Origin of the sequence: Bacillus mycoides, from assembly GCF_001757995.1 — a bacterium.
Classification (GTDB): domain Bacteria; phylum Bacillota; class Bacilli; order Bacillales; family Bacillaceae_G; genus Bacillus_A; species Bacillus_A mycoides_B.
The window spans coordinates 33652-58666 of the sequence record NZ_LXLV01000003.1; the positions used below are offsets into that span (position 1 = coordinate 33652).

General features: G+C 39.2%; 43 protein-coding genes. 41 read left to right on the plus strand and 2 right to left on the minus strand.

Annotated features, from left to right (window positions below; all coding sequences use genetic code 11):
- Window positions 1-397 precede the first annotated feature (397 nt).
- From rpsJ to BWGOE10_RS00730, 39 genes are all read left to right on the plus strand, one after another.
- Window positions 398-706 (plus strand): 30S ribosomal protein S10, encoded by a 309-nt coding sequence (gene rpsJ, locus BWGOE10_RS00540; RefSeq protein ID WP_001040595.1) that lies wholly within the window; start codon window positions 398-400, stop codon window positions 704-706.
- Window positions 707-740: 34 nt separating this feature from the next.
- Entirely contained in the window at window positions 741-1373 is a 633-nt protein-coding gene (gene rplC / locus BWGOE10_RS00545) for a 50S ribosomal protein L3 (RefSeq protein ID WP_000160209.1), read from the plus strand.
- Between the two features lie 25 nt (window positions 1374-1398).
- Window positions 1399-2022, plus strand: coding sequence for a 50S ribosomal protein L4 (gene rplD / locus BWGOE10_RS00550; RefSeq protein ID WP_001127261.1), 624 nt, complete (start codon window positions 1399-1401; stop codon window positions 2020-2022).
- Window positions 2022-2312: a 50S ribosomal protein L23 gene (rplW, locus tag BWGOE10_RS00555; protein ID WP_001205557.1), complete on the plus strand. Its 291-nt coding sequence runs from the start codon at window positions 2022-2024 to the stop codon at window positions 2310-2312. The genes rplD and rplW overlap by 1 nt, the downstream gene beginning before the upstream one ends.
- Before the next feature lie 28 nt (window positions 2313-2340).
- Window positions 2341-3171, plus strand: coding sequence for a 50S ribosomal protein L2 (gene rplB / locus BWGOE10_RS00560; RefSeq protein ID WP_000511584.1), 831 nt, complete (start codon window positions 2341-2343; stop codon window positions 3169-3171).
- Window positions 3172-3231: 60 nt separating this feature from the next.
- Window positions 3232-3510, plus strand: coding sequence for a 30S ribosomal protein S19 (rpsS, locus tag BWGOE10_RS00565; protein ID WP_000124454.1), 279 nt, complete (start codon window positions 3232-3234; stop codon window positions 3508-3510).
- Window positions 3511-3527: 17 nt separating this feature from the next.
- Entirely contained in the window at window positions 3528-3869 is a 342-nt protein-coding gene (rplV, locus tag BWGOE10_RS00570) for a 50S ribosomal protein L22 (RefSeq protein ID WP_001148024.1), read from the plus strand.
- Between the two features lie 3 nt (window positions 3870-3872).
- Window positions 3873-4532 (plus strand): 30S ribosomal protein S3, encoded by a 660-nt coding sequence (rpsC, locus tag BWGOE10_RS00575; protein ID WP_000529958.1) that lies wholly within the window; start codon window positions 3873-3875, stop codon window positions 4530-4532.
- A gap of 1 nt (window position 4533) precedes the next feature.
- Window positions 4534-4968, plus strand: a complete 435-nt coding sequence (gene rplP, locus BWGOE10_RS00580; RefSeq protein ID WP_000928969.1) for a 50S ribosomal protein L16 — start codon at window positions 4534-4536, stop codon at window positions 4966-4968.
- The gene (gene rpmC / locus BWGOE10_RS00585) at window positions 4958-5158 is read left to right on the plus strand and encodes a 50S ribosomal protein L29 (RefSeq protein WP_000855718.1); all 201 of its coding nucleotides are present in this window, start codon (window positions 4958-4960) and stop codon (window positions 5156-5158) included. The genes rplP and rpmC overlap by 11 nt, the downstream gene beginning before the upstream one ends.
- A gap of 20 nt (window positions 5159-5178) precedes the next feature.
- Complete coding sequence (rpsQ, locus tag BWGOE10_RS00590) at window positions 5179-5442, plus strand: 30S ribosomal protein S17 (RefSeq protein WP_002091526.1); 264 nt, start codon at window positions 5179-5181, stop codon at window positions 5440-5442.
- Between the two features lie 43 nt (window positions 5443-5485).
- A complete protein-coding gene (gene rplN / locus BWGOE10_RS00595) occupies window positions 5486-5854 on the plus strand; it encodes a 50S ribosomal protein L14 (protein WP_000615912.1) in 369 nt (122 codons plus the stop codon).
- A gap of 38 nt (window positions 5855-5892) precedes the next feature.
- Window positions 5893-6204: a 50S ribosomal protein L24 gene (gene rplX / locus BWGOE10_RS00600; protein WP_000558201.1), complete on the plus strand. Its 312-nt coding sequence runs from the start codon at window positions 5893-5895 to the stop codon at window positions 6202-6204.
- Between the two features lie 26 nt (window positions 6205-6230).
- The gene (gene rplE, locus BWGOE10_RS00605) at window positions 6231-6770 is read left to right on the plus strand and encodes a 50S ribosomal protein L5 (RefSeq protein WP_002091528.1); all 540 of its coding nucleotides are present in this window, start codon (window positions 6231-6233) and stop codon (window positions 6768-6770) included.
- Window positions 6771-6803: 33 nt separating this feature from the next.
- On the plus strand, window positions 6804-6989 hold the full coding sequence (rpsN, locus tag BWGOE10_RS00610) for a 30S ribosomal protein S14 (RefSeq protein ID WP_001085700.1): 186 nt from the start codon (window positions 6804-6806) through the stop codon (window positions 6987-6989).
- A gap of 29 nt (window positions 6990-7018) precedes the next feature.
- Window positions 7019-7417 (plus strand): 30S ribosomal protein S8, encoded by a 399-nt coding sequence (gene rpsH / locus BWGOE10_RS00615; protein ID WP_000245511.1) that lies wholly within the window; start codon window positions 7019-7021, stop codon window positions 7415-7417.
- Between the two features lie 32 nt (window positions 7418-7449).
- Window positions 7450-7989 (plus strand): 50S ribosomal protein L6, encoded by a 540-nt coding sequence (rplF, locus tag BWGOE10_RS00620; protein ID WP_070140534.1) that lies wholly within the window; start codon window positions 7450-7452, stop codon window positions 7987-7989.
- Between the two features lie 31 nt (window positions 7990-8020).
- On the plus strand, window positions 8021-8383 hold the full coding sequence (gene rplR, locus BWGOE10_RS00625) for a 50S ribosomal protein L18 (protein WP_002009761.1): 363 nt from the start codon (window positions 8021-8023) through the stop codon (window positions 8381-8383).
- A 21-nt stretch (window positions 8384-8404) separates the two neighbouring features.
- Window positions 8405-8905 (plus strand): 30S ribosomal protein S5, encoded by a 501-nt coding sequence (gene rpsE, locus BWGOE10_RS00630; RefSeq protein WP_002009759.1) that lies wholly within the window; start codon window positions 8405-8407, stop codon window positions 8903-8905.
- Between the two features lie 13 nt (window positions 8906-8918).
- On the plus strand, window positions 8919-9101 hold the full coding sequence (gene rpmD / locus BWGOE10_RS00635; RefSeq protein ID WP_001085231.1) for a 50S ribosomal protein L30: 183 nt from the start codon (window positions 8919-8921) through the stop codon (window positions 9099-9101).
- A gap of 33 nt (window positions 9102-9134) precedes the next feature.
- The gene (gene rplO / locus BWGOE10_RS00640) at window positions 9135-9575 is read left to right on the plus strand and encodes a 50S ribosomal protein L15 (RefSeq protein ID WP_002009754.1); all 441 of its coding nucleotides are present in this window, start codon (window positions 9135-9137) and stop codon (window positions 9573-9575) included.
- The gene (secY, locus tag BWGOE10_RS00645) at window positions 9575-10876 is read left to right on the plus strand and encodes a preprotein translocase subunit SecY (RefSeq protein ID WP_070140535.1); all 1302 of its coding nucleotides are present in this window, start codon (window positions 9575-9577) and stop codon (window positions 10874-10876) included. Before rplO ends, secY begins: the two co-directional genes overlap by 1 nt.
- A gap of 54 nt (window positions 10877-10930) precedes the next feature.
- Entirely contained in the window at window positions 10931-11581 is a 651-nt protein-coding gene (locus BWGOE10_RS00650; protein ID WP_002063428.1) for an adenylate kinase, read from the plus strand.
- Window positions 11581-12327 carry a type I methionyl aminopeptidase gene (gene map, locus BWGOE10_RS00655; RefSeq protein ID WP_070140536.1) on the plus strand — a complete coding sequence of 249 codons (747 nt, stop codon included), beginning with the start codon at window positions 11581-11583 and terminating at the stop codon, window positions 12325-12327. The genes BWGOE10_RS00650 and map overlap by 1 nt, the downstream gene beginning before the upstream one ends.
- 68 nt (window positions 12328-12395) lie before the next feature.
- Window positions 12396-12614: a translation initiation factor IF-1 gene (gene infA / locus BWGOE10_RS00660; protein ID WP_001029884.1), complete on the plus strand. Its 219-nt coding sequence runs from the start codon at window positions 12396-12398 to the stop codon at window positions 12612-12614.
- 35 nt (window positions 12615-12649) lie between these two features.
- A complete protein-coding gene (gene rpmJ, locus BWGOE10_RS00665) occupies window positions 12650-12763 on the plus strand; it encodes a 50S ribosomal protein L36 (protein WP_000868344.1) in 114 nt (37 codons plus the stop codon).
- 21 nt (window positions 12764-12784) lie between these two features.
- A complete protein-coding gene (rpsM, locus tag BWGOE10_RS00670; protein WP_002009746.1) occupies window positions 12785-13150 on the plus strand; it encodes a 30S ribosomal protein S13 in 366 nt (121 codons plus the stop codon).
- A 24-nt stretch (window positions 13151-13174) separates the two neighbouring features.
- Complete coding sequence (gene rpsK / locus BWGOE10_RS00675; RefSeq protein ID WP_002009745.1) at window positions 13175-13564, plus strand: 30S ribosomal protein S11; 390 nt, start codon at window positions 13175-13177, stop codon at window positions 13562-13564.
- A 180-nt stretch (window positions 13565-13744) separates the two neighbouring features.
- A complete protein-coding gene (locus tag BWGOE10_RS00680) occupies window positions 13745-14689 on the plus strand; it encodes a DNA-directed RNA polymerase subunit alpha (RefSeq protein ID WP_000569644.1) in 945 nt (314 codons plus the stop codon).
- Between the two features lie 35 nt (window positions 14690-14724).
- Window positions 14725-15087, plus strand: a complete 363-nt coding sequence (gene rplQ / locus BWGOE10_RS00685) for a 50S ribosomal protein L17 (protein WP_000331490.1) — start codon at window positions 14725-14727, stop codon at window positions 15085-15087.
- Window positions 15088-15193: 106 nt separating this feature from the next.
- On the plus strand, window positions 15194-16036 hold the full coding sequence (locus BWGOE10_RS00690; RefSeq protein WP_070140537.1) for an energy-coupling factor ABC transporter ATP-binding protein: 843 nt from the start codon (window positions 15194-15196) through the stop codon (window positions 16034-16036).
- Entirely contained in the window at window positions 16012-16893 is an 882-nt protein-coding gene (locus BWGOE10_RS00695; RefSeq protein WP_002113327.1) for an energy-coupling factor ABC transporter ATP-binding protein, read from the plus strand. The genes BWGOE10_RS00690 and BWGOE10_RS00695 overlap by 25 nt, the downstream gene beginning before the upstream one ends.
- The gene (locus BWGOE10_RS00700) at window positions 16881-17675 is read left to right on the plus strand and encodes an energy-coupling factor transporter transmembrane component T family protein (protein WP_070140538.1); all 795 of its coding nucleotides are present in this window, start codon (window positions 16881-16883) and stop codon (window positions 17673-17675) included. Before BWGOE10_RS00695 ends, BWGOE10_RS00700 begins: the two co-directional genes overlap by 13 nt.
- A 14-nt stretch (window positions 17676-17689) precedes the next feature.
- Complete coding sequence (gene truA, locus BWGOE10_RS00705; protein WP_070140544.1) at window positions 17690-18433, plus strand: tRNA pseudouridine(38-40) synthase TruA; 744 nt, start codon at window positions 17690-17692, stop codon at window positions 18431-18433.
- 152 nt (window positions 18434-18585) lie between these two features.
- Entirely contained in the window at window positions 18586-19023 is a 438-nt protein-coding gene (gene rplM, locus BWGOE10_RS00710) for a 50S ribosomal protein L13 (protein ID WP_001260795.1), read from the plus strand.
- Window positions 19024-19044: 21 nt separating this feature from the next.
- On the plus strand, window positions 19045-19437 hold the full coding sequence (gene rpsI, locus BWGOE10_RS00715; protein ID WP_000079986.1) for a 30S ribosomal protein S9: 393 nt from the start codon (window positions 19045-19047) through the stop codon (window positions 19435-19437).
- A 161-nt stretch (window positions 19438-19598) separates the two neighbouring features.
- Window positions 19599-20027: a DUF2521 family protein gene (locus BWGOE10_RS00720; protein WP_070140539.1), complete on the plus strand. Its 429-nt coding sequence runs from the start codon at window positions 19599-19601 to the stop codon at window positions 20025-20027.
- Between the two features lie 66 nt (window positions 20028-20093).
- Entirely contained in the window at window positions 20094-20807 is a 714-nt protein-coding gene (gene cwlD, locus BWGOE10_RS00725; RefSeq protein ID WP_002113331.1) for an N-acetylmuramoyl-L-alanine amidase CwlD, read from the plus strand.
- A 143-nt stretch (window positions 20808-20950) separates the two neighbouring features.
- A complete protein-coding gene (locus tag BWGOE10_RS00730) occupies window positions 20951-22018 on the plus strand; it encodes an Mrp/NBP35 family ATP-binding protein (protein WP_070140540.1) in 1068 nt (355 codons plus the stop codon).
- Window positions 22019-22074: 56 nt separating this feature from the next.
- Here BWGOE10_RS00730 and gerD read toward each other — a convergent pair whose 3' ends face one another.
- Window positions 22075-22686 carry a spore germination lipoprotein GerD gene (gene gerD / locus BWGOE10_RS00735; protein ID WP_002063438.1) on the minus strand — a complete coding sequence of 204 codons (612 nt, stop codon included), beginning with the start codon at window positions 22684-22686 and terminating at the stop codon, window positions 22075-22077.
- A 139-nt stretch (window positions 22687-22825) separates the two neighbouring features.
- Between gerD and kbaA the strand changes: the two genes are divergently transcribed.
- A complete protein-coding gene (gene kbaA / locus BWGOE10_RS00740; RefSeq protein ID WP_070140541.1) occupies window positions 22826-23437 on the plus strand; it encodes a KinB signaling pathway activation protein KbaA in 612 nt (203 codons plus the stop codon).
- Window positions 23438-23564: 127 nt separating this feature from the next.
- Here kbaA and pdaB read toward each other — a convergent pair whose 3' ends face one another.
- On the minus strand, window positions 23565-24329 hold the full coding sequence (pdaB, locus tag BWGOE10_RS00745; RefSeq protein ID WP_002063440.1) for a polysaccharide deacetylase family sporulation protein PdaB: 765 nt from the start codon (window positions 24327-24329) through the stop codon (window positions 23565-23567).
- A 192-nt stretch (window positions 24330-24521) separates the two neighbouring features.
- On the opposite strand from pdaB, the gene BWGOE10_RS00750 reads away from it, so the two are divergent.
- Window positions 24522-24740 carry a hypothetical protein gene (locus BWGOE10_RS00750; protein ID WP_070140542.1) on the plus strand — a complete coding sequence of 73 codons (219 nt, stop codon included), beginning with the start codon at window positions 24522-24524 and terminating at the stop codon, window positions 24738-24740.
- Window positions 24741-25015 lie beyond the last annotated feature (275 nt).

Genomic DNA, 25015 nt, shown 5'->3' on the forward strand with positions numbered 1-25015 from the left:
TTAATTAGATTATTAAAAACTCAAGGGATTCTCCCTTGAGTTTTTTTATTGCTTATTTATATAGAAGAAAAAGATACATTTTCTAGTTTTGAATGAGTTTCTTCTATAGTATATAAAACGAAAGTAACACCCAAAAACTGTAAGTTGAATAAGAGTAGATGAAAACTTGATATTCTTTAAAGTGCCATGTATAATAGCAAAAGTAGAGAAAAGCAGATGCGAACAAAAAGATGCTTGCATCTAGACGAATAACATTGTATAATAGACAATGTTGGTCTTTGACTGCGATGAAGTGGAAGGTTGCTGACACACCCGGCCGCTTTGCCATGGCATGGTGTGGGGAAATTTCCATGGAGAAGGTCTATTTTAGAAATAGGCGAACGAAGGAGGGAAAATAATGGCAAAAGAAAAAATTCGTATCCGTTTAAAAGCTTATGATCACCGTATTCTTGATCAATCAGCTGAGAAAATTGTAGAAACAGCTAAGCGTTCTGGGGCAACAGTTTCTGGTCCGATCCCATTACCAACTGAGAAGACTATTTACACAATTCTTCGTGCTGTTCATAAGTACAAAGATTCTCGTGAGCAATTCGAAATGCGCACACACAAACGTTTAATCGATATCGTGAGTCCTACTCCACAAACAGTAGATTCATTAATGCGTTTAGACTTACCGTCTGGTGTAGATATCGAAATTAAACTATAATTTATATAACTTAAAAATGTAGGAGGTGTAACTCATGACCAAAGGAATCTTAGGAAGAAAGATCGGTATGACTCAAGTATTTGCTGAGAACGGTGAGTTAATCCCAGTAACGGTAATCGCCGCTAATCCAAACGTTGTTCTTCAAAAGAAAACAACTGAAACTGATGGCTACAATGCAATCCAGTTAGGATTCGAAGACAAACGTGAAAAGTTAACTAACAAACCTGAACAAGGCCACACTGCTAAAGCATCTACAACTCCTAAGCGCTTCATTCGCGAAATCCGCGATGCAGACGTGGACGGACTAGAGGTTGGTCAAGAGGTAAAAGTTGAAGTTTTCGCTGCAGGTGAAATCGTTGACGTAACAGGAATTTCTAAAGGTAAAGGTTTCCAAGGTGTTATCAAACGCCACGGACAATCTCGCGGACCTATGTCTCATGGTTCTCGCTATCACCGTCGTCCAGGTTCAATGGGCCCAGTTGCTCCGAACCGTGTATTTAAAGGCAAAAAACTTGCTGGACGTATGGGTGGAGACCAAGTTACTATCCAAAACTTAGAAATCGTTCAAGTTGACACTGAGCGCAACTTATTACTAGTAAAAGGTAACGTTCCAGGTGCTAAGAAATCTCTTGTAGTTGTTCAAGGCGCTGTGAAGGTTAGCAAATAATTCACAATAGGAAGGAGGAATTCCAATGCCAAAAGTTACTGTATATAACCAAACTGGTTCACAGGTTGGTGAAATCGAATTAGCTGAAGCTATTTTCGGTATCGAACCAAATGAAGCTGTACTTTTCGAAGCTGTAATGATGCAACGTGCATCTTTACGTCAAGGTACACACAAAGTAAAAACTCGTTCTGAAGTTCGCGGTGGTGGTCGTAAACCATGGCGTCAAAAAGGAACTGGACGTGCTCGTCAGGGTTCTATCCGCTCTCCTCAATGGCGTGGTGGTGGTACGGTATTCGGACCTACACCAAGAAGCTATGCGTACAAACTTCCTAAGAAGGTTCGTCGTTTAGCGATTAAATCTGCATTAGCTACTAAAGTAGTTGAGAACAACATTGTAGTTCTTGAGGACCTAGTGTTAAATGCACCAAAAACAAAAGACATGGTAGCAGTACTTAAAGGATTAACTGTTGAGAAGAAAGCTCTTATCGTAACTGCTGATGCAAACGAATCTGTAGAGTTATCTGCTCGCAATATCCCTGGAGTAACAGTAATCACTGCTGATGGCGTAAACGTGCTAGATGTGCTTCATCATGATAAGCTAATCATGACAAAAGCGGCAGTGGAAAAAGTAGAGGAGGTGCTTGCATAATGAGAGATCCTCGTGATATCATTAAGCGCCCAGTTATCACTGAACGTTCTATGGAAATGATGGCTGAAAAAAAATACACGTTCGACGTGGACGTTAAATCTAATAAAACAGAAGTTAAAGACGCTATCGAAGCGATCTTTGGTGTTAATGTAGACAAAGTAAACATCATGAACTACAAGCCGAAAGCAAAACGCGTTGGTCGTCACGCTGGTTTTACTAGCCGTCGTCGTAAAGCAATCGTTAAGCTAACTGCTGACAGCAAAGAAATCGAAATCTTCCAAGGCGTTTAATTCTTACTAAAGAAGGAGGGAAATTGAGATGGGAATTAAAAAGTATAATCCAACTACTAACGGTCGTCGTAACATGACTACGAATGATTTCGCTGAAATCACGACTGACAGACCGGAAAAGTCTTTACTTGCTCCTTTAAGCAAAAAGGCTGGTCGTAATAACCAAGGTAAAATTACTGTACGTCATCAAGGTGGCGGACATAAGCGTCAATACCGTATCATCGACTTTAAGCGTAATAAAGATGGAATTCCAGGACGCGTTGCTACGATCGAATATGATCCAAACCGCTCTGCGAATATCGCATTAATTAACTACGTTGACGGTGAAAAACGTTACATTCTTGCTCCTAAAACTTTAGAAGTAGGTATGGAAGTTATGTCTGGTCCTGAGGCTGACATTAAAATCGGTAACGCATTACCATTAATCAACATTCCAGTAGGTACTGTTGTTCATAACATCGAGCTTAAGCCTGGTCGTGGCGGACAATTAGTTCGTTCTGCTGGTACATCTGCTCAAGTACTTGGTAAAGAAGGGAAATACGTACTTGTACGTTTAACTTCTGGTGAAGTACGTCTTGTATTATCTGCTTGTCGCGCTTCAATCGGTCAAGTTGGTAACGAACAACACGAACTTATCAAAATCGGTAAAGCAGGTCGCTCTCGCTGGTTAGGTAAGCGCCCAACAGTTCGTGGTTCTGTAATGAACCCGGTTGATCACCCACACGGTGGTGGTGAAGGTCGCTCTCCAATCGGACGTAAGTCTCCAATGTCTCCATGGGGTAAACCAACTCTTGGATTCAAGACTCGTAAGAAAAACAAAGCGTCTGATAAATTTATCGTTCGTCGTCGTAAAAAATAATGGGATTGTAGTACGGTTCGCTTCAAGAACCGTACGCCAATCACGAAGGGAGGCACCAAAATGGCTCGTAGCTTAAAAAAAGGACCATTTGTCGATGATCACTTAATGAGCAAAATGGAAAAATTAGTTGCATCTGAGCAAAAACAAGTTGTTAAAACTTGGTCTCGCCGTTCAACTATCTTCCCTCAGTTCATCGGACACACAATCGCTGTATATGATGGTCGTAAACACGTACCTGTGTACATCACTGAGGATATGGTTGGCCATAAGTTAGGTGAATTCGCACCAACTCGTACGTATAAAGGTCACCTTGCTGACGATAAGAAAACTAGAAGATAATGAGAGGAGGCACTTCAATGCAAGCTAAAGCAGTAGCGAGAACAGTTCGTATTGCTCCTCGTAAAGTTCGTTTAGTAGTAGACTTAATCCGAGGTAAGCAAGTGGGTGAAGCGATTGCTATCCTTAACCACACACCAAAAACTGCTTCTCCAGTTGTAGAAAAAGTTTTAAAATCTGCAATCGCAAATGCAGAGCACAATTATGAGATGGATATTAACAACCTAGTTGTTGAAAAAGTCTTCGTTGACGAAGGTCCAACGTTGAAACGTTTCCGTCCACGTGCAATGGGTCGTGCAAGCCAAATTAACAAACGCACAAGCCACATCACAGTTGTGGTATCAGAAAAGAAGGAGGGATAATCGATGGGTCAGAAGGTTAATCCAATTGGTCTTCGTGTCGGTGTTATCCGTGACTGGGAATCTCGTTGGTTCGCTGAGAAAGATTACGCTACATTATTACATGAAGACATCAAAATCCGTGAGTACATTACTGTACGCTTAAAAGATTCTGCTGTTGCTAAAGTAGAAATCGAACGTGCAGCAAATCGTGTAAATGTTACAATTCACACTGCAAAACCTGGTATGGTAATTGGTAAAGGTGGTACTGAAGTTGAAGCACTTCGTAAAGCACTTAACCAATTAACAGGTAAGCGTGTACACATTAACATTTTAGAAGTTAAGAGAGCTGATCTTAACGCTAAATTAGTAGGCGAAAACATCGCTCGTCAATTAGAAAACCGTGTATCATTCCGTCGTGCACAAAAGCAAGTTATTCAACGTGCTATGCGTGCAGGAGCAAAAGGTATTAAAACACAGGTTTCTGGTCGTCTTGGCGGAGCTGATATCGCTCGTGCAGAATCTTACAGTGAAGGAACTGTTCCACTTCATACACTTCGCGCTGATATTGACTATGCAGCAGTTGAAGCTGATACAACATACGGTAAATTAGGCGTAAAAGTATGGATCTACCGTGGAGAAGTCCTTCCTACAAAAAAGAAAGCTTCTGAGGAAGGAGGAAAATAATATGTTAATGCCAAAACGCGTAAAATATCGTAGAGAGCATCGTGGTAAAATGCGTGGTCGTGCAAAAGGTGGAACTGAAATTGCTTTCGGTGAATTCGGTTTACAAGCACAAGCTGCTTCATGGATTACAAACCGTCAAATCGAAGCTGCTCGTCGTGCAATGACTCGTTACATGAAACGTGGCGGTAAAGTATGGATTAAAATTTTCCCTTCTAAACCTTACACTGCAAAACCTCTAGAAGTACGTATGGGTTCCGGTAAAGGGGCACCAGAAGGCTGGGTAGCAGTAGTAAAACCTGGGAAAATTATGTTTGAAATTGCGGGTGTATCTGAAGAGGTAGCACGCGAAGCATTACGTCTTGCAGCTCACAAGTTACCTGTGAAATGTAAATTCGTAAAACGTGAAGAAAATGGTGGTGAATCTAATGAAAACTAATGATATTCGTGAATTAACCACTGCCGAAATCGAAACAAAAGTTAAAGCTTTAAAGGAAGAATTATTCAATCTTCGCTTCCAACTTGCTACAGGACAATTAGAGAATCCAACTCGCATCCGTGAAGTGCGTAAAGCGATTGCTCGTATGAAAACTGTAGTTCGTGAAAGAGAGATCGGAATTAATCGATAAATTGAGGGGAGGTTTGCATAGTGAGCGAACGTAACCAACGCAAAGTTTATACTGGTCGTGTTGTGTCTGATAAAATGGACAAAACGATTACAGTTTTAGTTGAAACTTACAAAACTCATTCCTTGTACGGAAAACGTGTTAAGTATTCTAAAAAGTACAAAGCCCATGATGAGCAAAACCAAGCAAAACTTGGCGATATCGTTAAAATCATGGAAACTCGCCCGCTTTCTGCTACTAAGCGTTTCCGTTTAGTTGAAATCGTTGAAGAAGCGGTTGTTATCTAAATAGACGAATCGGAATTTTTAGTCCGAAGGGAGGTTTCATAACATGATCCAACAAGAATCTCGTTTGAAAGTTGCTGACAACTCTGGTGCACGTGAACTTTTAACAATTAAAGTATTGGGCGGCTCTGGTCGTAAATATGCTAACATTGGTGATATTATCGTTGCTACGGTAAAACAAGCAACACCAGGTGGCGTTGTTAAAAAAGGTGACGTTGTTAAGGCAGTAGTGGTACGTACGAAGAGCGGAGCTCGTCGTCCGGACGGTTCTTACATTAAATTTGATGAAAACGCAGCGGTTATCATCAAAGACGATAAGAGCCCACGTGGTACTCGTATCTTCGGACCAGTAGCTCGTGAATTACGTGATAGCAACTTCATGAAGATCGTTTCTTTAGCTCCAGAAGTTCTATAATTTAAGGTATTGCCTTGCTAAGGAGGTGCAGAATTAAGATGCATGTAAAAAAAGGTGATAAAGTTCAGGTAATCACTGGTAAAGACAAAGGAAAACAAGGCGTTATCCTTGTGGCTTTCCCAAAGCAAAACCGTGTTATCGTTGAGGGTGTTAACATCGTTAAAAAACACTCTAAGCCATCTCAATTAAATCCACAAGGTGGAATTATTACGAAAGAAGCACCTATTCACGTTTCTAATGTTATGGTATTAGATCCGAAAACAGGCGAACCTACTCGCGTAGGCTTCAAAGTAGAAGATGGTAAAAAAGTTCGTATTGCAAAAAAATCTGGTGAATTATTAGATAAATAATTTTCTTAAGAAAGGAGGTCACTTCATTGAATCGCCTTAAAGAGAAGTTCCAAAAGGAAATTACTCCTGCTCTAATGAGCAAGTTTAACTATAAATCTGTGATGGAAGTACCGAAAATCGAAAAGATCGTAATCAACACTGGTGTTGGTGACGCGGTATCTAACTCAAAAGCTTTAGACAATGCAGTAGAAGAATTAACTCAAATCGCAGGTCAAAAACCTGTTGTAACTCGCGCTAAAAAATCAATCGCTGGTTTCCGTCTTCGTGAAGGTATGCCAATCGGTGCGAAAGTAACTTTACGCGGACAACAAATGTATGAGTTCTTCGACAAATTAGTATCAGTTTCTTTACCACGTGTACGTGATTTCCGTGGTGTTTCTAAGAAATCATTCGATGGTCGTGGGAACTACACATTAGGTGTTAAAGAGCAACTAATTTTCCCTGAGATTGATTATGATAAAGTAAGTAAAGTCCGCGGTATGGACATCGTAATCGTTACTACAGCGAAAACTGATGAAGAAGCTCGTGAACTTTTAACACAATTCGGTATGCCATTCCAAAAATAATGGAAGCCAACGCTAAGTAGAGGAGGCGAAAACGTGGCTAAAAAATCTATGATCGCGAAACAAAAGCGTACTCCTAAGTTTAAAGTACAAGAGTATACACGTTGCGAACGCTGCGGTCGTCCGCATTCTGTATACCGCAAATTTAAGCTTTGCCGTATTTGTTTCCGTGAACTTGCATATAAAGGTCAAATTCCTGGTGTTAAAAAAGCTAGTTGGTAAAACCCACAAATGGGAAGGAGGTAAAACACATGGTGATGACAGATCCAATTGCAGACATGCTTACTCGCATCCGTAATGCGAACATGGTACGTCATGAGAAATTAGAGGTTCCTGCTTCTAAAATCAAAAAAGAGATCGCTGAACTTTTAAAACGTGAAGGTTTCATTCGTGATGTAGAATACATCGAGGATAACAAACAAGGTATCCTTCGTATTTTCCTGAAATATGGTGCAAACAATGAACGTGTAATCACTGGATTAAAACGTATCAGTAAACCTGGCTTACGCGTTTACGCTAAAGCTGACGAAGTACCACGTGTACTTAACGGATTAGGTATCGCTCTTGTTTCTACATCTAAGGGAGTAATGACAGACAAAGACGCTCGTCAATTACAAACTGGTGGAGAAGTAGTAGCATACGTTTGGTAATTTATATTTAAAACGAACGGAGGTGTGACCACATGTCTCGTATTGGTAAAAAGATTCTTGAAATCCCTGCAGGTGTTACTATTACAATTGCAGAAGACAATACTGTAACAGTAAAAGGCCCTAAAGGTGAATTAACTCGTACATTCAATGCTGATATGTCTATCAAAGTTGAAGAAAATACACTAACAGTTGAGCGTCCATCTGAACAGAAGGAACACCGTGCATTACACGGTACAACTCGTGCTTTAATCGGAAACATGGTTGAAGGTGTAACTGCAGGTTTCGCACGCGGACTTGAATTAGTCGGTGTTGGTTACCGTGCTCAAAAACAAGGAGATAAACTTGTTTTAAGCGTAGGTTATTCTCATCCAGTAGAAATGACTCCGGAAGCAGGTCTTGAAGTTGAAGTACCTGCACCAACTAAAATCGTAATTAAAGGTATCGACAAGCAACGTGTTGGCGAATTTGCTGCTAACATCCGTGCTGTACGTGCTCCTGAACCATATAAAGGTAAAGGTATTCGTTACGAAGGCGAAGTTGTTCGTCGTAAAGAAGGTAAAACTGCTAAGTAAACCCGTTAGGTGAGAGAAAGGAGTGACAAGAATGATCACTAAAGCTGCTAAAAATGCGACTCGTAAGAAAAGACATGCACGTGTACGTGCTAAACTTACTGGTACTGCAGAACGTCCACGTTTAAACGTGTACCGTTCTAACCAACATATTTACGCTCAAGTTATTGATGACGTAAATGGTGTAACATTAGTAAGTGCATCTACTCTTGATAAAGACCTTGCTCTTAACGGTACTAGCAATACTGAAGCTGCTACGAAAGTTGGAGAATCAGTTGCTAAGCGTGCTGTAGAGAAAGGCGTTAAAGAAGTAGTATTTGATCGCGGTGGTTACTTATACCATGGCCGTGTTAAAGCTCTAGCTGAAGCTGCTCGTGAGGCTGGATTACAATTTTAATGGTCAAAGGAGGGAAAATTGATGCAACGCATTGACCCAAGTAAATTAGAACTTGAAGAACGTGTAGTTACGATAAATCGTGTCGCGAAAGTTGTTAAGGGTGGTCGTCGTTTCCGCTTTGCTGCACTAGTTGTAGTTGGCGATAAAAACGGTCATGTTGGATTCGGTACTGGTAAAGCACAAGAGGTACCAGACGCAATTCGTAAAGCTATCGAAGACGCTAAGAAAAACCTAATCGCAGTACCATTAGTTGGTACAACAATTCCACATACAATCAACGGTCATTTTGGAGCTGGTGAAGTATTCTTAAAACCTGCTGCTGAGGGTACTGGTGTTATTGCTGGTGGACCTGTTCGTGCGGTACTAGAATTAGCTGGTGTACAAGATATTCTTTCGAAATCTCTTGGTTCTAACACACCAATCAACATGATTCGCGCTACTGTGAACGGATTAAGCGAACTTAAGCGCGCTGAAGATGTTGCAAAATTACGCGGTAAATCTGTAGAAGAGCTACTAGGTTAAGGAGGGAAAACAAATGGCGAAAAAGTTAGAAATTACCCTCACTCGTAGTGTAATTGGTCGTCCACAAGATCAACGTGCGACGGTAGAAGCTTTAGGTCTTAAAAAGTTGAATTCAACTGTAGTTAAGGAAGAAACTCCTGCTATTCTTGGTATGATCAACAAAGTTTCTCACCTTATAACTGTAAAAGAAGCTTAAGGATAACTCATTAATATAAGGAGGTGCCTGGGAATGAAACTTCATGAATTAAAACCTGCAGAAGGTTCTCGTAAAGTACGTAACCGTGTCGGTCGTGGTATCGGTTCTGGTAACGGTAAAACTGCTGGTAGAGGTCATAAAGGACAAAACGCACGTTCTGGCGGCGGTGTTCGTCTTGGCTTCGAAGGTGGTCAAACTCCACTATTCCGTCGTTTACCAAAACGCGGCTTCACAAACATTAACCGTAAAGAGTTTACTATTGTAAACTTATCAACGTTAAATCGTTTTGAAGATGGTACAGAAGTAACACCTGAATTATTGCTGGAAACTGGCGTTATCAGCAAATTAAACGACGGTGTTAAAATTCTTGCAAGCGGAGCAGTAGAGAAAAAATTAACTGTTAAAGCGCACAAGTTCTCTTCAAGTGCTAAAGAAGCAATTGAAGCAGCTGGCGGATCAGTTGAGGTGATCTAATGTTTCGTACAATCTCCAACTTTATGCGCGTTGCTGAGATAAGACGTAAAATATTATTCACTTTAGCGATGTTAATCGTATTCAGGATTGGCACGTTTATCCCAGTGCCATTCACAAATGGAGACGTACTGAAAGCACAAGATCAATTAAATGCCTTAGGTATACTAAATACATTTGGCGGTGGCGCCTTGAAGAACTTCTCCATCTTTGCGATGGGAATCATGCCGTATATTACAGCATCCATCATCGTGCAATTATTGCAGATGGATGTTGTTCCTAAATTTTCGGAATGGTCGAAGCAAGGTGAAATGGGCCGTCGTAAACTAACGCAATTCACGCGTTACTTTACAATTGTTCTTGCGTTTATTCAGGGGTTTGGTATGTCGATCGGTTTTAACGGTATGGTAGGTGGGCAATTAATTTTGAATCCTGGTTGGAGCACTTATTTATACATTGCTACGGTACTGACTGCTGGTACTGCATTTTTAATGTGGTTAGGTGAACAGATTACATCTAAAGGTGTAGGTAATGGTATTTCCATCCTTATCTTTGGTGGTATTGCCGCAGCGATCCCAAGTGTTATATCTCAAGTGTATCAACAACAGTTTCAAAATATCGGAGATCAATTGTTCATGAGTATCGTTAAAGTTGCATTGATTTTACTAGCTGTGCTAGCAGTTATTGTTGGCGTTATTTTCATTCAACAGGCTGTTAGAAAGATTCCAATTCAATATGCGAAGCGTGTAACAGGAGGGAATGGGAATCATGCTGGAGCACAAAACACTCATTTACCACTTAAGGTAAATAGTGCGGGTGTTATTCCAGTCATTTTTGCTGTTTCATTCTTAATTACGCCTCCAACTATTGCACAGTTCTTCCCGAAACATGATGTGTCGCAGTGGATTATTGCAAACTTTAACTATTCTCACCCAGTGGGAATGATTATATATGTTGCGCTCATTGTAGCCTTCACATATTTCTATGCATTTGTTCAGGTTAATCCAGAGCAAATGTCAGAGAATCTAAACAAGCAAGGTGGATATGTTCCAGGTATTCGTCCGGGTAAGAATACAGAACAATATCTAACAAAAATCTTGTATCGTTTGACCTTTGTGGGATCAATTTTCCTAGCAGCGATTGCAATATTACCAGTTATCTTTACGAAATTGGGAAATCTTCCTCCATCTGCACAGATTGGTGGAACGAGTATGTTAATCGTTGTCGGCGTTGCTTTAGAAACAATGAAGCAGCTAGAAAGCCAATTGGTAAAACGCCATTACAAAGGGTTTATCAAGCAGTGAGTAAGTGGGAAGAATTGTCTTCCCTACATGCTCATGTACTGAGGGGGAACAAGGATGAACTTAATTTTAATGGGGCTTCCTGGTGCTGGTAAAGGTACACAAGCCGAACAGATTGTTGCCAAGTATAACATCCCTCACATCTCAACAGGAGATATGTTCCGTGCAGCTATGAAGGCTGAAACTGAACTTGGTTTACAAGCAAAATCTTTTATTGATAAAGGTGCGCTTGTTCCAGATGAAGTTACAATCGGAATTGTTCGTGAACGTTTAAGTCAGGAAGACTGTATTAAAGGCTTCTTATTAGATGGTTTCCCACGAACTGTTGCACAAGCATCAGCTCTTGAAGAGATTATGAAAGATCTTGGCAAAAAAATCGACTATGTTTTAAACATTAATGTGGATTCAGGGTTGTTATTAACACGCCTTACAGGCCGTCGCATTTGTAAAGAGTGCGGTGCGACTTACCACTTAGAATTCAATCCGCCAGCAAAAGCTGATGTGTGCGATAAATGTGGTGGCGAATTATATCAACGCTCTGATGACAATGAAGAAACTGTAGCAAATCGTTTAGATGTAAATATTAAGCAAACAAAACCTTTGCTTGATTTCTACGAGGAGCTTGGTTACTTACAAAGCATTAATGGTGAGCAAGATATCAATAAAGTATTTGCTGATATCGATGTTCTCATCGGAGGCTTAGCGTAATGATCATCTGCAAAACTCCTCGCGAGATAGACATCATGCGAGAAGCTGGCAGGATCGTTGCTTTAACTCATCAAGAGTTGAAACAACACATTACTCCAGGAATTACAACGAAAGAGCTCGATCAAATAGCGGAAAAGACGATTCAAAAATATGGTGCTACGCCATCTTTTAAAGGATACAACGGATTTCCGGGGAGCATATGTGCTTCTGTAAATGAAGAGCTTGTACACGGGATTCCAGGGAAGCGTAAGCTCGAAGAGGGCGATATCATCAGTATCGATATTGGTGCGAAATACAATGGGTACCATGGAGATTCTGCATGGACGTATCCAGTTGGAAACATTTCTGAATCTGTTCAAAAGCTACTTGATGTCACAGAAAAATCGTTGTATCTTGGTCTAGAACAAGTAAAACCAGGCGAAAGATTATCAAACATCTCGCATGCGGTTCAAACCCATGCTGAAGAGAATGGGTTCTCGATCGTTAGGGAGTATGTTGGTCACGGAATCGGGCAAGACTTACATGAGGACCCTCAAATCCCGCACTATGGTCCACCAAATAGAGGCCCTAGATTAAAGCCGGGAATGGTCATCTGTGTTGAGCCGATGGTGAATCAAGGAAGACGATATGTAAAAACACTATCTGATGACTGGACAGTGGTAACGGTAGATGGTAAATGGTGTGCCCACTTTGAGCACACGATTGCTCTTACAGAAGCAGGATACGAAATCCTTACCACTTTATAAGTAGCTGGCTCTCCGGGATTTCAGAGCAGTGTAAAATGTTACTGATTTGAAGAAGGGAGAACTATTGAATGGCTAAAGATGATGTAATTGAAGTCGAAGGTACCGTTCTTGAAACGTTGCCAAATGCTATGTTCAAAGTAGAATTAGAGAATGGGCATGTCGTATTGGCTCACGTTTCTGGTAAAATCCGTATGAACTTCATTCGTATTTTACCAGGAGACAAAGTTACGGTAGAATTATCTCCGTACGATTTAAATCGTGGTCGTATTACGTACCGTTTTAAATAATATAGCACTCCGTAATCTTTAAGGAGGTTCGAGACATGAAAGTAAGACCGTCAGTTAAACCAATCTGCGAAAAATGTAAAGTTATTCGTAGACGTGGAAAAGTAATGGTTATTTGTGAAAACCCTAAACATAAACAAAAACAAGGTTAATCAGAAGGAGGTGCATTCAGAATGGCACGTATCGCAGGTGTAGATATTCCTCGTGACAAGCGCGTTGTTATTTCTTTAACTTACGTATTCGGCATTGGTCGCACAACTGCTGAAAAAATTCTTACAGAAGCTGGTATTTCTTCGGAAACACGAGTTCGTGATTTATCGGAAGATGAATTAGGACGTATCCGTGATATCATCGATCGTATTAAAGTTGAGGGAGACCTTCGTCGTGAAGTATCTCTTAACATTAAACGTCTAATGGAGATCGGTTCTTACCGTGGTCTTCGTCACCGTCGTGGTTTACCAGTTCGTGGTCAAAACTCTAAAAACAATGCTCGTACACGTAAAGGTCCACGTCGTACAGTAGCAAATAAAAAGAAATAATAAGTAAAGGAGGTTGAACTAACAATGGCACGTAAAACAAACACTCGTAAAAAACGTGTGAAAAAGAATATTGAAGCTGGTATAGCTCATATTCGTTCTACTTTCAACAACACAATCGTAACTCTTACAGATACTCACGGTAACGCACTTTCTTGGTCTAGTGCTGGTGCACTTGGTTTCCGTGGATCTCGTAAATCTACTCCATTCGCTGCGCAAATGGCTGCTGAAGCTGCTTCTAAAGTTGCAATGGAGCATGGTTTAAAAACTTTAGAGGTTACTGTTAAAGGTCCTGGTGCTGGTCGTGAAGCTGCAATTCGTGCTCTTCAAGCTGCAGGCCTAGAAGTAACAGCAATTAGAGATGTTACTCCAGTTCCTCATAATGGATGTCGTCCACCAAAACGTCGTCGTGTGTAATTTTTCTGTATAGAATTTTCCCTTTTGTCTATAATGGATATGATGCATTATCGAGAAATTTCGTACAGAAACATCGCTTGTTGTGCACAATCGGGAACTGCCTAAGGGGGACTTTCGGTTGAACAGAGGTTCTTCCTTTGTTTAACCGGGGTTTCGACGTTTTGAAGGAGGGTTTAGTTAATGATTGAAATCGAAAAACCGAAAATCGAAACGGTTGAACTTAACGAAGATGCTAAGTATGGCAAATTCGTGATTGAACCGCTTGAGCGTGGATATGGTACTACTTTGGGTAACTCCTTACGTCGTATTCTTTTATCCTCACTCCCTGGTGCCGCTGTAACTGCTATCCAAATCGATGGCGTTTTACACGAATTTTCAACAGTTGAGGGCGTAGTAGAAGACGTTACGACGATCATCTTAAACTTGAAAAAGTTAGCTCTTAAAATCTACTCTGAAGAAGAGAAGACGTTGGAAATCGATGTACAGGGCGAAGGTATTGTCACAGCTGCTGATATTACTCACGATAGTGATGTTGAAATCTTAAATCCAGATTTACACATTGCGACGTTAGCAAAAAATGCGCATTTCCGCATGCGTTTAACTGCAAAGCGTGGCCGTGGGTATACGCCAGCTGATGCAAATAAAAGCGAAGATCAACCAATAGGAGTAATTCCTATTGATTCTATTTATACTCCAGTATCACGTGTTACTTACCAAGTGGAAAAGACACGTGTTGGACAAGTGGCTAATTATGATAAGCTTACGCTTGATGTATGGACGGATGGAAGCATCGGGCCAAAAGAAGCTATCTCTTTAGGTGCCAAAATCTTAACTGAGCATTTAAATATCTTTGTTGGTTTAACTGACGAAGCACAAAATGCTGAGATTATGGTCGAGAAGGAAGAAGATCAAAAAGAAAAAGTTCTAGAGATGACTATCGAAGAACTGGATCTTTCTGTTCGTTCTTATAATTGCCTAAAACGTGCAGGAATTAATACTGTACAAGAGCTTGCGAACAAAACAGAAGAAGATATGATGAAAGTTCGTAACTTAGGACGTAAATCCTTAGAAGAAGTTAAACATAAACTTGAGGAATTAGGTTTAGGTTTACGTAAAGACGACTGAGGATTTAAACCCATCAACAAAGGAGGGAACTACGAATGGCATACAGAAAATTAGGCCGTACAAGTGCGCAACGTAAAGCTATGTTACGTGATTTAGCTACTGATTTAATTATCAACGAGCGCATCCAAACGACAGAAACTCGTGCAAAAGAACTTCGTTCTGTAGTGGAAAAAATGATCACTTTAGGTAAACGCGGAGATCTTCATGCTCGTCGTCAGGCAGCAGCTTTCATCCGTAATGAAGTTGCTAACGCTGAGACTGGTCAAGATGCACTTCAAAAATTATTCGCTGATGTAGCTCCACGCTATGCTGAGCGCCAAGGCGGATACACTCGTATTGCAAAAATTGGTCCACGTCGCGGAGACGCAGCACCAATGGTAATTATCGAGTTAGTATAATGATGATTAAAAGGGCAGGACAGTTCTTTTCAAGTAACTGGTCATGGCCCTTTTTTTTTAAGTATAAAAAAATAGGCTAACTTGGCGATAGAAAGGGTGCCTTGTATTGAAAAAAGAGAAACTTCGGACAGAAAATATATCATTTCAATATCCTGGGGCAGCCTCTTATGCATTAAAAGATGTTTCGTTTTCCTTATATGAGGGAGAATGGGTATCTGTTATTGGACAAAATGGTTCAGGGAAGTCTACACTTGCAAAATTATTGAATGGCTTATTTTTACCGGAATCAGGGACAATTACTGTAAATGATACAATGATTTTATCAGAGGAAACAGTATGGGATGTTCGAAAGCAAATTGGGATGGTATTTCAAAATCCAGATAATCAATTTGTTGGAACGACAGTACAAGATGACGTTGTATTCGGTCTTGAGAACATCGGAATGCCAAGGGAGCAGATGATAGAAAGACTAGAACAAGCTCTGCAACTTGTCCATATGGAAGATTTTCTTAATGATGAACCCCATTCGTTATCTGGTGGACAAAAACAGCGAGTCGCAATAGCAGGTATTTTAGCACTTCAGCCATCTATTTTAATACTAGATGAAGCAACTTCAATGTTAGACCCTCAGGGAAGACGTGAAGTAGTAGAAACGGTCAGACAACTTGTTAATCAAAAGGGTATTACGGTGTTATCGATTACGCACGATTTAGAAGAAGCGGCACAGTCAGACCGTATTATTATTTTGAACAAGGGAGAAATATTAGAGGAAGGTACTCCAGAGCAAATTTTCAAATCCTCTCATATGCTCCAAGAGATTGGATTAGATGTACCTTTTTCGGTAAAAATAGCAGAATTATTAAAAAGAAATGAAATTCACTTGCAAAATATGCATCTTACAATGGAAAGCTTGGTGAACGAACTTTGGAGATTACATTCCAAAAAGTAGAACATCGTTATCAATATAAAACTCCATTTGAAAGACGCGCACTTTATGATGTAGACGTGTCGTTTCCAAGTGGGGGCTATTATGCCATTATCGGTCATACTGGTTCAGGTAAGTCGACGATGATTCAACATTTAAATGGTTTATTGCAGCCGACAAATGGTACGGTTCAAATTGGTGAACATTTAATTTCAGCAGGGAAGAAAGAGAAGAAACTTAAGCCGCTACGAAAAAAAGTAGGGGTTGTCTTTCAGTTTCCAGAACATCAACTATTTGAAGAAACAGTTGAAAAGGATATTTGTTTTGGGCCTACTAATTTTGGTGTATCTGAAGAAGAGGCGAAACAAAAGGCGAAAGATGCAATCCAGCTTGTTGGATTGGACATAGAGTTATTAGCACGTTCTCCGTTTGAATTAAGCGGTGGGCAAATGAGGCGTGTTGCAATAGCAGGCGTACTTGCGATGGAACCCGAAGTGCTTGTATTAGATGAACCTACAGCAGGGCTTGATCCGAAAGGACAGCACGAGCTCATGGAGATGTTTTACAATTTGCATAAGGAACAGGGGCTTACAGTTATTCTTGTTACCCATAATATGGAGGATGCCGCTAAGTATGCAGATCAAATAGTGGTCATGCATAAAGGAACGGTCTTTTTGCAAGGAAGAGCAGAGGAAGTATTTTCACATGCTGATGAATTAGAACAAATCGGTGTGGATCTTCCAATGTCTTTAAAGTATAAACGTGCAATTGAAGAGAAGTTTGGTATTTCAATTTCGAAGGCTACCTTATCTTTAGAGGATCTTACTCATGAAGTTGTACAGGTGTTACGAAAAGGTGGTCATGAATCATGCAGCAGTTGATTATTGGGAGATACATTCCAGGTCAGTCACTCATTCATCAACTTGATCCTCGTACGAAGCTGTTGATTGTCTTTTTATATGTATTTGTTGTTTTCTTAGCAAATAATGCGATTTCATATGGATTTTTATTTTTATATGCACTCATTGCTTTATTTTTTGCAAAAGTGCCGATTCGTTATGTACTTTCGGGCTTAAAACCAATTTTATGGATTTTTCTTTTTACATTTTTCCTGCATATTTTTACAAATAAAGAAGGGGAAGTACTATTCCAGCTTGGTTGGTTTTCGATACATGAAAAAGGATTAGAGCAAGGGATCTACATTTCTATACGATTTTTCGTTATTATTTTAATGACGACATTATTAACGTTAACAACAACGCCAATTGAGATTACAGATGGTTTAGAGACGTTATTAAAGCCGTTGAAGCGTATGAAAGTTCCTGTTCATGAAATCGCATTAATGATGTCAATTTCTCTTCGATTTATCCCCACATTAATGGATGAAACGAGTAAAATTATGAAAGCGCAGGCGTCACGTGGTATTGATTTTGCTGGAGGACCGATAAAAGATAGGATGAAAGCTATCATCTCACTACTCGTTCCACTATTTATCAGTGCTTTTAAGCGTGCAGAGGACTTAGCGATTGCGATGGAAGCTCGTGGATATCGAAGTGGCGAAGGACGTACTAAATTTAGGCAACTACGCTGGAAAATAAGTGATACAGTAACAATTGTAAGCTTACTTTGTTTAGCTTGTATTTTGGCATGGGTGCGGTCGTAATGGAGAATAGAGAAATGGATAGAATAAAATGTACAGTTGCATATGATGGCATTCATTTTTGTGGTTACCAAATTCAACCACAGCATCGTACTGTTCAACAAGAAATAGAGAAAGCATTGCAGAAGTTGCATAAAGGAGAACTTGTTCGTGTGCAGGCATCAGGCAGAACGGATTCTACCGTTCACGCCAAAGGACAAGTGATACACTTTGATACACCTTTGTCTCTTGAAGAGTGGCAATGGAGTAATGCTTTAAATACAATGTTACCGGATGATATTGTTATCAGACAGGTAGAGAAGAAAACAGAAGAATTTCATGCACGTTACGGTGTCGAGAGAAAAGAATATCGTTATCGTGTATTATTATCAAAGACTGCGGATGTATTCCGTAGAAATTACGTATATCAATATCCATATCCGCTCGAAATAAATGCTATAAGAAAAGCGATTCCTTATTTTATTGGAACGCATGATTTCACTTCTTTTTGTTCGGCAAAAACTGACAAAAAAGATAAAGTGCGAACAATTTATGAAATCGAGTTAATTGAGCAAGACGATGAATTAATTTTTCGTTTTGTAGGTAATGGATTTTTATATAATATGGTCAGAATTATTGTTGGTACGTTACTTAGCATAGGGCAAGGGAAGCTTGATCCTGACAGCATTCCAGAGATTTTAGCGAAACAAAATCGCCAGTTTGCTGGAAAGATGGCTCCAGGTCACGGACTTTACTTATGGCAGGTAAACTATAACAACTAATCCTGGTGTAACATTTGCTTGACATTAGAAACTCAAAAGTATATCATAACATATGGTATTGTTTCTAAAACCACGATTAGCCCCGGAAGGAAATCGTGTTTAAGATAAACAATAGATTTTTTCTATGGAAAAGATAACGAGGAGGGAAACACATGCGTACGACTTTTATGGCAAAAGCTAACGAAGTTGAGCGTAAATGGTATGTGGTTGATGCTGAAGGTCAAACTTTAGGTCGCCTATCTACTGAAGTAGCATCCATTTTACGTGGTAAAAACAAACCTACATTTACACCACACGTTGACACGGGTGATCATGTAATTATTATTAACGCTGAGAAAATTCATTTAACAGGTAATAAATTAAACGATAAAATTTACTACCGTCACACTAACCACCCAGGTGGACTTAAGCAAAGAACAGCTCTAGAAATGCGTACAAACTACCCTGTACAAATGTTAGAGCTTGCAATTAAAGGCATGCTTCCAAAAGGACGTTTAGGACGTCAAGTGTCTAAGAAATTAAACGTGTATGCTGGAGCAGAGCATCCACACCAAGCACAAAAACCAGAAGTTTACGAACTTCGCGGATAATTAATTAAAGGAGGGCTTACTTTGGCACAGGTTCAATACTATGGCACTGGACGTCGTAAGAGTTCAGTAGCGCGCGTACGCCTAGTTCCAGGCGAAGGACGCGTTATCATTAACGGTCGTGATTTTGAAAACTATATCCCATTTGCTGCATTACGTGAAGTAGTGAAACAACCTCTAGTTGCAACAGAAACTTTAGGTAACTACGATGTACTTGTAAACGTAAATGGTGGTGGATACACTGGTCAAGCTGGTGCTATTCGTCACGGTATTTCTCGCGCTTTATTAAAAGCTGATCCAGAATACCGTCTAACATTAAAACGTGCAGGTCTATTAACTCGTGACGCACGTATGAAAGAGCGTAAAAAATACGGTCTTAAAGGCGCACGTCGTGCACCTCAGTTCTCAAAACGTTAATTTTTGCGAACTTAAAACCCCAACCATTTTGGTTGGGGTTTTTTATGTTTAATTCTTCTTTTGTAATTTTTGTAGCTTGGAATATTTTAGTGCTACTGCCGCACGTATGCTTCTTCTTTAGAAGTTTAGACTAATACGTATTAGGGAGGTTTATAAGTACTATGAATGTCATTGTCAACTTACAAGAAAAACAAAAAGAAAAGCAGTTAAAATACGAGCGGAAGATGCTGCGAGAATTATCATTAAAAACATTGCGTTCAAATATTCGTGATGCCTTTCAGATGCAAGAACTTCATCGTCAGTATGAAGATTATTGTATTGAACTAGGGATAGAATCTTATTTATTAGGAGCGAGATACAGTAAATTTGGTTATCATGGTGAATCATTCTTTGATGTGAAATATAGGGCTTTAGAAGAAGAGCAACAATTAACAGAAACGTTATTTCAATTTTTAACGAGTATGACTATACGTGAAATTAAGTTGCAAGACGAGGAATTGCTTTTGGAATCGTGCCAGCAGTTTATCGGCTTGTGGTGGCAGGAAGGGTATGAAAAGGGCGAAAGAAGATATCGATTAAAGCTACACTAAGACAAGCATAAACTTTCCTCTTGTCCCATATAAGTAATTAGAGGGACTAGCTGGAGGAGGAAAGGTATGAAGAGAATTCGAATTATCTCTTTTGCGCTCGCTGCGGTTGTTTTGTTTTTTTTAGTTAAACAAGAATTTCAAATTACAAAATCGTGGCGAGCTTGGAATTTACCCTTATCAGGGAAAGTGATTGTACTAGATGCTGGGCATGGGGGACCAGACGGAGGGGCTGTTGGTGGAAAGGATATTGTAGAAAAAGATATTACGCTTGAGATTACAAAAAAGGTACAAGATTATTTACAAGAACAAGGTGCTTTAGTTATTTTAACGCGTGAAGGAGATTATGATTTAGCTAATAAAGATACAAAGTCATATAGTAGACGTAAAGCAGAGGATTTAAAAAAGCGTGTTGAGATCATTAATAAGCCTGATGTAGACTTTTTTGCGAGTATTCATTTAAATGCCCTAACTAGTAGTGGATCTAAGGGCGCACAAACGTTTTACTACCGTTCTTCGATTGAAAATGAACGGGCTGCGAAATTTATACAAGCTGAATTGAGAACAAGCTTAGAAAATACGAATCGTTCTGCTAAAACAATTCCTCACGTGTATTTATTGAAGTATGCCAAAAAACCAGGTGCTTTAATTGAGGCTGGCTTTTTATCGAATGTGAATGAAAGATATATGTTAAATTCGGAGAAATACCAGCAAAAAGTAGCGGCTGCAATATATCGTGGTATATTACGTTATTTTACGGAAAAAGGAAATCCTCCAGAATAAGGAGGATTTTTCGAGTTTCTCTCGTTAACGAAGTTTTCCGAAAATATGTTATACTGGAAATGTAAACGCATTTATTTCAAAAGTAAAGAAAGATAAATTTAATTAACATTACGTTATTTTTCATACAGGGGGCTGGGCTAATTATGGTAACAAAAGAGCAGGTAGTGGAAGCATTGGAAGGGATTGTAGATCCGTTTATACATAAAACGTTAAAAGAAACAAATGCAATTAAAGAAGTAACAGTCAAGCCTGAGAAGGAACATGTAAGTGTTAAGATTGCAATTGTAAAGACAGGTACAGCGGAACAAATGCAGTTGCAGTCTGGAATTGTAAAGTTAGTAAAAGAACTTGGAGCAGCAACAGTTGGGCTTCGTTTTGCAGAATTTACAGAAGAGGAATTAGCTCAGTTTGCATCACCGCAAGAGGAAGAGAAAAGTGAATCCTTATTATCACCGAACTCAAATACAACATTTTTAGCAGTGGCAAGTGGAAAAGGTGGAGTAGGGAAATCGACTGTTTCTGTTAACCTTGCAGTTGCTTTAGCTCGTTTAGGAAAAAAGGTTGGTATCATTGATGCGGATATTTATGGTTTTAGTGTACCGGATATGATGGGTATAGAAAAACGTCCAATTGTAAGAGGTGATAAGATAATACCAGTGGAACGTCTAGGCGTGAAAGTAATCTCAATGGGATTCTTTGTAGAAGATAACGCACCTGTTATTTGGAGAGGACCGATGCTTGGGAAAATGTTAAATCACTTTTTCACAGAAGTAGAATGGGGTGATTTAGATTACTTAGTATTGGATTTACCACCAGGTACGGGTGATGTTGCTCTAGATGTGCATTCGATGTTGCCGGCTTGTAAAGAGATTATTGTAACAACGCCGCACCCAACAGCAGCATTTGTAGCAGCGCGCGCTGGAGCCATGGCTTTACGTACAGAACATAGCATTCTTGGTGTCGTTGAAAATATGGCATACTTTGAAAGTAAAGCAACTGGTGAGAAAGAGTATGTGTTTGGAAGAGGCGGAGGAGACAAACTAGCTACGGAACTCCAAACGGATGTACTTGGCCGAATTCCACTTCAGCAACCTGATTGGAATAAAGAAGACTTTGCACCTTCAGTATATGAAGATACACATACAACGGGTCTCATTTATCGTGCGATAGCTGAGACAGTTATTGATAAAACGGCCGTTACACAAAAATAAAGTAATAATGAGTGGGCGATACATACATTGTCCACTCATTATTATAATTATAATTTTTACTGTTGCTCTTTGTTCCCACCTTGAGAACCACCTTCACCGCCTTTTTTATCAGATCCGCCTTTTTCGGCTTTTTGTACACCTTTACTAATGATGTCGATCATTTTAGCTTGGAAGAGTGGACTTTCAGCGGTTTCGGTTAGTACTTGTTGTAAATATTGACGATATTCTTTACTCTTCATTGTTTGTAACATAATTTTTTCTACTTCAGGATTCTTCATAATCTCTATAACACCTGATTGGTATTCAGGATCTTTAAGTAAAGTTTTCATCAAGTTTGTTTGTTCTTTTCCCATACTTTTAGCAAATTTCGATGAGAACTCAGGGTCTTTAAAGAGCTTTTCCCAGAATTGTTGCCCTTTGTCGGATACCATCGCATCTTCAATCGTTTTCTTTACTACCGTTTCATCTAGTATGAGTGCTTGTTTCATTTTTTCATCCGTTAATACATCTTGGATTGCTTTTTTTCCTTGATCGGTTTTTAAAATATCAACAATCATTTTCTTTGTTTGATCGTAATCTAGTTCAGATTTCGTTTCTTTTCCTTGTGCACATGCTACTAGTGCAAAAAGTAAAAGGGAAGAAATCGAAACGAGCAGCATCCGTTTCATAAGTTGGAGCTCCTTTCAGCACAGTTCTCTTTTTTTAATATAAATATCTTTAAGGAATTTATACATGAACATGGCTAGCTTTTTGAAATTGTCATTGATACAATTTAATTAGAAATATAAGAATAATGGGGGATGTGTTGTGAATAGCCGCAAGTGGGTACGACTATTTTTTACGACGTTGTTTCTTGGTGGGATTAGCACAGTCTTTATTGGATTTGTTTTGGAGTGGGACAAGTACGCTAAATTTTTTCAAAATTTCGACGGTAAAGAAATTTTAGCGATTTCTTTTTGGTTGATGGGTGTAGGGTTTATTTTTAGTGTTATAAGTCAAATGGGGTTCTTTGCATATTTAACAATCCATCGTTTTGGACTAGGGATGTTCCGGTCATCTTCTTTATGGAATGCAGTGCAACTGTTCTTTATTGCGTTCGTATTATTTGATTTCGTTTATTTAAGGTCAGTACTTATTGCAAATGGAGAAGTTTCATTAGGGAATAACATACTTGTTGCTGGGATGTTATTTGTGTTTGGGGCAATTGTCGCTTACATAAAGAGTAAAGAAACAAATAAAAAAGCATTTGTTCCCGCTCTGTTCTTTATGGTTGTTGTAACAATTCTTGAATGGGTACCAGCGCTCCGAATTAATGATACAGATTGGTTATATTTAATGGTGATACCACTTCTATTGTGTAATACATATCAGTTACTTGTATTGCATCGTTTAATTGGACAAAAGAGTAAGTCAGCTTAATGAGGAGAGATTGGGTTTTTAATTAGCCAGATTCTTATCGTTTGTAAATACTAGGATAAAAAAAGCTCTGCTATCTTAACGAAAGATAGCAGAGCTTTTTATGTGTGAAGAACCGTGTGGAAAGGAACTACTTAATATCTTCACTTTTTGTACTTGTGTTGGAAATAAGTTGTGATACAGATGTTTGTTCATATCCGTCGCTCTTTAATTTTTGTAAGAGCAATGGTAAAGCCTTATTGGTTTGAAGAGCAGAATCAGAAGCATGCAATAAGACAATATCTCCACCCTTTAAATTGCTAGAGACTGTGGAAACGATTTTATTTACGCCGGGATTTTTCCAGTCATTTGAATTGTTACTCCAATGAACGATGGTGTATCCGAGTGATTCCGCTATTTTAAGAGTTGTTTTGTTAAAATCGCCACTAGGTGGACGTAATAGCTTGACTTGTTTAACGCCAAGTTTTGTAAAAACATCCTGTGCCCGCAAAAGATCTCTTCGTATTTCATTTGCTTCTAGTGAAGTGTAGGACGTGTAATTATAGCCCATACTACCAATCTCATGTCCATCTTTCATGATGCGTTCGACAATATCAGGGTGTCTTTCAGCCCATGCAGCAGAGAGAAAGAAGGTTGCGTTCTTAATTTCTCTTTCTTTGAGTGTATTGAGGATTGGAATAGCTTTTTGGTCTCCCCAACTAATGTCAAACGTGAATGCAACTTGTTTTTTTGCAGTGTCCCCTTTGTAAATCACCTTAGGGCCAGTAGCAGTTGAAAAAGCAGATTCATGTGAATATGTTTTTAAAAAGAGTAGCCATGCTGTAAATAAGGAAAGTACGACTATTAAGCTAATGTGTTTAAATGTTCTTTTACTTGTAATAAAAAAGAAAAACATAATATTACGCCCCTTTGTCCAATCCTTTTCAGTTACATATATGCTTTAAATTTAAAAAAGAGAACAAGGGATTAATATCGTAAGTGGTGGATATAATGAGTGATAGAATTTTGTTTTTGGTGATACATTATTGATAATTGAAAATGAGTGGGGCGTTTATCGGTACACGTAAGGAGTTATTGGGGTGATAATTTGCTTGGGATTATGTTGACGAAGGAAGAGAAAAAAGAAATGGAATACATACTGAAGAGAGAGTTAGAGGAACTTTTATTTGATTTTGAAGATGAGCGTATACATAGCGTTGTAAAAAAGGCGATGGAAGAAAGGTATAAAATCATTTTTTGTTTATTTCGGAGAGTTGCTAATAGGGAAGAATGTATTCGTTATATAAGAAAAAGAATTTTTTATTAAAAAGTGTTGACGTTAAGAGTAAGGATATGATAAATTAATAAACGTCGCTGATGCAGAAATGCAGAAAACGACAAAAAAGAAATTGAAAAACTTAGTTGACATCGAAAAATGAAGATGTTAACATAAGGAAGTCGCAAATGAGCGACTGAGTAGTTCTTTGAAAACTGAACGAAACAAACAACGTGAACGTCAATTTTTATTTTTAGATGCTAGACAAACTAACTTTATTGGAGAGTTTGATCCTGGCTCAGGATGAACGCTGGCGGCGTGCCTAA

Excerpts from the sequence above, each read along its gene's own strand:
- rpsJ (WP_001040595.1), top strand. The coding sequence starts at position 398 with ATGGCAAAAGAAAAAATTCGTATCCGTTTAAAAGCTTATGATCACCGT.
- rplC (WP_000160209.1), top strand. The coding sequence starts at position 741 with ATGACCAAAGGAATCTTAGGAAGAAAGATCGGTATGACTCAAGTATTT.
- rplD (WP_001127261.1), top strand. The coding sequence starts at position 1,399 with ATGCCAAAAGTTACTGTATATAACCAAACTGGTTCACAGGTTGGTGAA.
- rplW (WP_001205557.1), top strand. The coding sequence starts at position 2,022 with ATGAGAGATCCTCGTGATATCATTAAGCGCCCAGTTATCACTGAACGT.
- rplB (WP_000511584.1), top strand. The coding sequence starts at position 2,341 with ATGGGAATTAAAAAGTATAATCCAACTACTAACGGTCGTCGTAACATG.
- rpsS (WP_000124454.1), top strand. The coding sequence starts at position 3,232 with ATGGCTCGTAGCTTAAAAAAAGGACCATTTGTCGATGATCACTTAATG.
- rplV (WP_001148024.1), top strand. The coding sequence starts at position 3,528 with ATGCAAGCTAAAGCAGTAGCGAGAACAGTTCGTATTGCTCCTCGTAAA.
- rpsC (WP_000529958.1), top strand. The coding sequence starts at position 3,873 with ATGGGTCAGAAGGTTAATCCAATTGGTCTTCGTGTCGGTGTTATCCGT.
- rplP (WP_000928969.1), top strand. The coding sequence starts at position 4,534 with ATGTTAATGCCAAAACGCGTAAAATATCGTAGAGAGCATCGTGGTAAA.
- rpmC (WP_000855718.1), top strand. The coding sequence starts at position 4,958 with ATGAAAACTAATGATATTCGTGAATTAACCACTGCCGAAATCGAAACA.
- rplN (WP_000615912.1), top strand. The coding sequence starts at position 5,486 with ATGATCCAACAAGAATCTCGTTTGAAAGTTGCTGACAACTCTGGTGCA.
- rplX (WP_000558201.1), top strand. The coding sequence starts at position 5,893 with ATGCATGTAAAAAAAGGTGATAAAGTTCAGGTAATCACTGGTAAAGAC.
- rpsH (WP_000245511.1), top strand. The coding sequence starts at position 7,019 with ATGGTGATGACAGATCCAATTGCAGACATGCTTACTCGCATCCGTAAT.
- rplF (WP_070140534.1), top strand. The coding sequence starts at position 7,450 with ATGTCTCGTATTGGTAAAAAGATTCTTGAAATCCCTGCAGGTGTTACT.
- rplR (WP_002009761.1), top strand. The coding sequence starts at position 8,021 with ATGATCACTAAAGCTGCTAAAAATGCGACTCGTAAGAAAAGACATGCA.
- rpsE (WP_002009759.1), top strand. The coding sequence starts at position 8,405 with ATGCAACGCATTGACCCAAGTAAATTAGAACTTGAAGAACGTGTAGTT.
- rpmD (WP_001085231.1), top strand. The coding sequence starts at position 8,919 with ATGGCGAAAAAGTTAGAAATTACCCTCACTCGTAGTGTAATTGGTCGT.
- rplO (WP_002009754.1), top strand. The coding sequence starts at position 9,135 with ATGAAACTTCATGAATTAAAACCTGCAGAAGGTTCTCGTAAAGTACGT.
- secY (WP_070140535.1), top strand. The coding sequence starts at position 9,575 with ATGTTTCGTACAATCTCCAACTTTATGCGCGTTGCTGAGATAAGACGT.
- BWGOE10_RS00650 (WP_002063428.1), top strand. The coding sequence starts at position 10,931 with ATGAACTTAATTTTAATGGGGCTTCCTGGTGCTGGTAAAGGTACACAA.
- map (WP_070140536.1), top strand. The coding sequence starts at position 11,581 with ATGATCATCTGCAAAACTCCTCGCGAGATAGACATCATGCGAGAAGCT.
- infA (WP_001029884.1), top strand. The coding sequence starts at position 12,396 with ATGGCTAAAGATGATGTAATTGAAGTCGAAGGTACCGTTCTTGAAACG.
- rpmJ (WP_000868344.1), top strand. The coding sequence starts at position 12,650 with ATGAAAGTAAGACCGTCAGTTAAACCAATCTGCGAAAAATGTAAAGTT.
- rpsM (WP_002009746.1), top strand. The coding sequence starts at position 12,785 with ATGGCACGTATCGCAGGTGTAGATATTCCTCGTGACAAGCGCGTTGTT.
- rpsK (WP_002009745.1), top strand. The coding sequence starts at position 13,175 with ATGGCACGTAAAACAAACACTCGTAAAAAACGTGTGAAAAAGAATATT.
- BWGOE10_RS00680 (WP_000569644.1), top strand. The coding sequence starts at position 13,745 with ATGATTGAAATCGAAAAACCGAAAATCGAAACGGTTGAACTTAACGAA.
- rplQ (WP_000331490.1), top strand. The coding sequence starts at position 14,725 with ATGGCATACAGAAAATTAGGCCGTACAAGTGCGCAACGTAAAGCTATG.
- BWGOE10_RS00700 (WP_070140538.1), top strand. The coding sequence starts at position 16,881 with ATGCAGCAGTTGATTATTGGGAGATACATTCCAGGTCAGTCACTCATT.
- truA (WP_070140544.1), top strand. The coding sequence starts at position 17,690 with ATGGATAGAATAAAATGTACAGTTGCATATGATGGCATTCATTTTTGT.
- rplM (WP_001260795.1), top strand. The coding sequence starts at position 18,586 with ATGCGTACGACTTTTATGGCAAAAGCTAACGAAGTTGAGCGTAAATGG.
- BWGOE10_RS00720 (WP_070140539.1), top strand. The coding sequence starts at position 19,599 with ATGAATGTCATTGTCAACTTACAAGAAAAACAAAAAGAAAAGCAGTTA.
- cwlD (WP_002113331.1), top strand. The coding sequence starts at position 20,094 with ATGAAGAGAATTCGAATTATCTCTTTTGCGCTCGCTGCGGTTGTTTTG.
- BWGOE10_RS00730 (WP_070140540.1), top strand. The coding sequence starts at position 20,951 with ATGGTAACAAAAGAGCAGGTAGTGGAAGCATTGGAAGGGATTGTAGAT.
- gerD (WP_002063438.1), bottom strand. The coding sequence starts at position 22,686 with ATGAAACGGATGCTGCTCGTTTCGATTTCTTCCCTTTTACTTTTTGCA.
- pdaB (WP_002063440.1), bottom strand. The coding sequence starts at position 24,329 with ATGTTTTTCTTTTTTATTACAAGTAAAAGAACATTTAAACACATTAGC.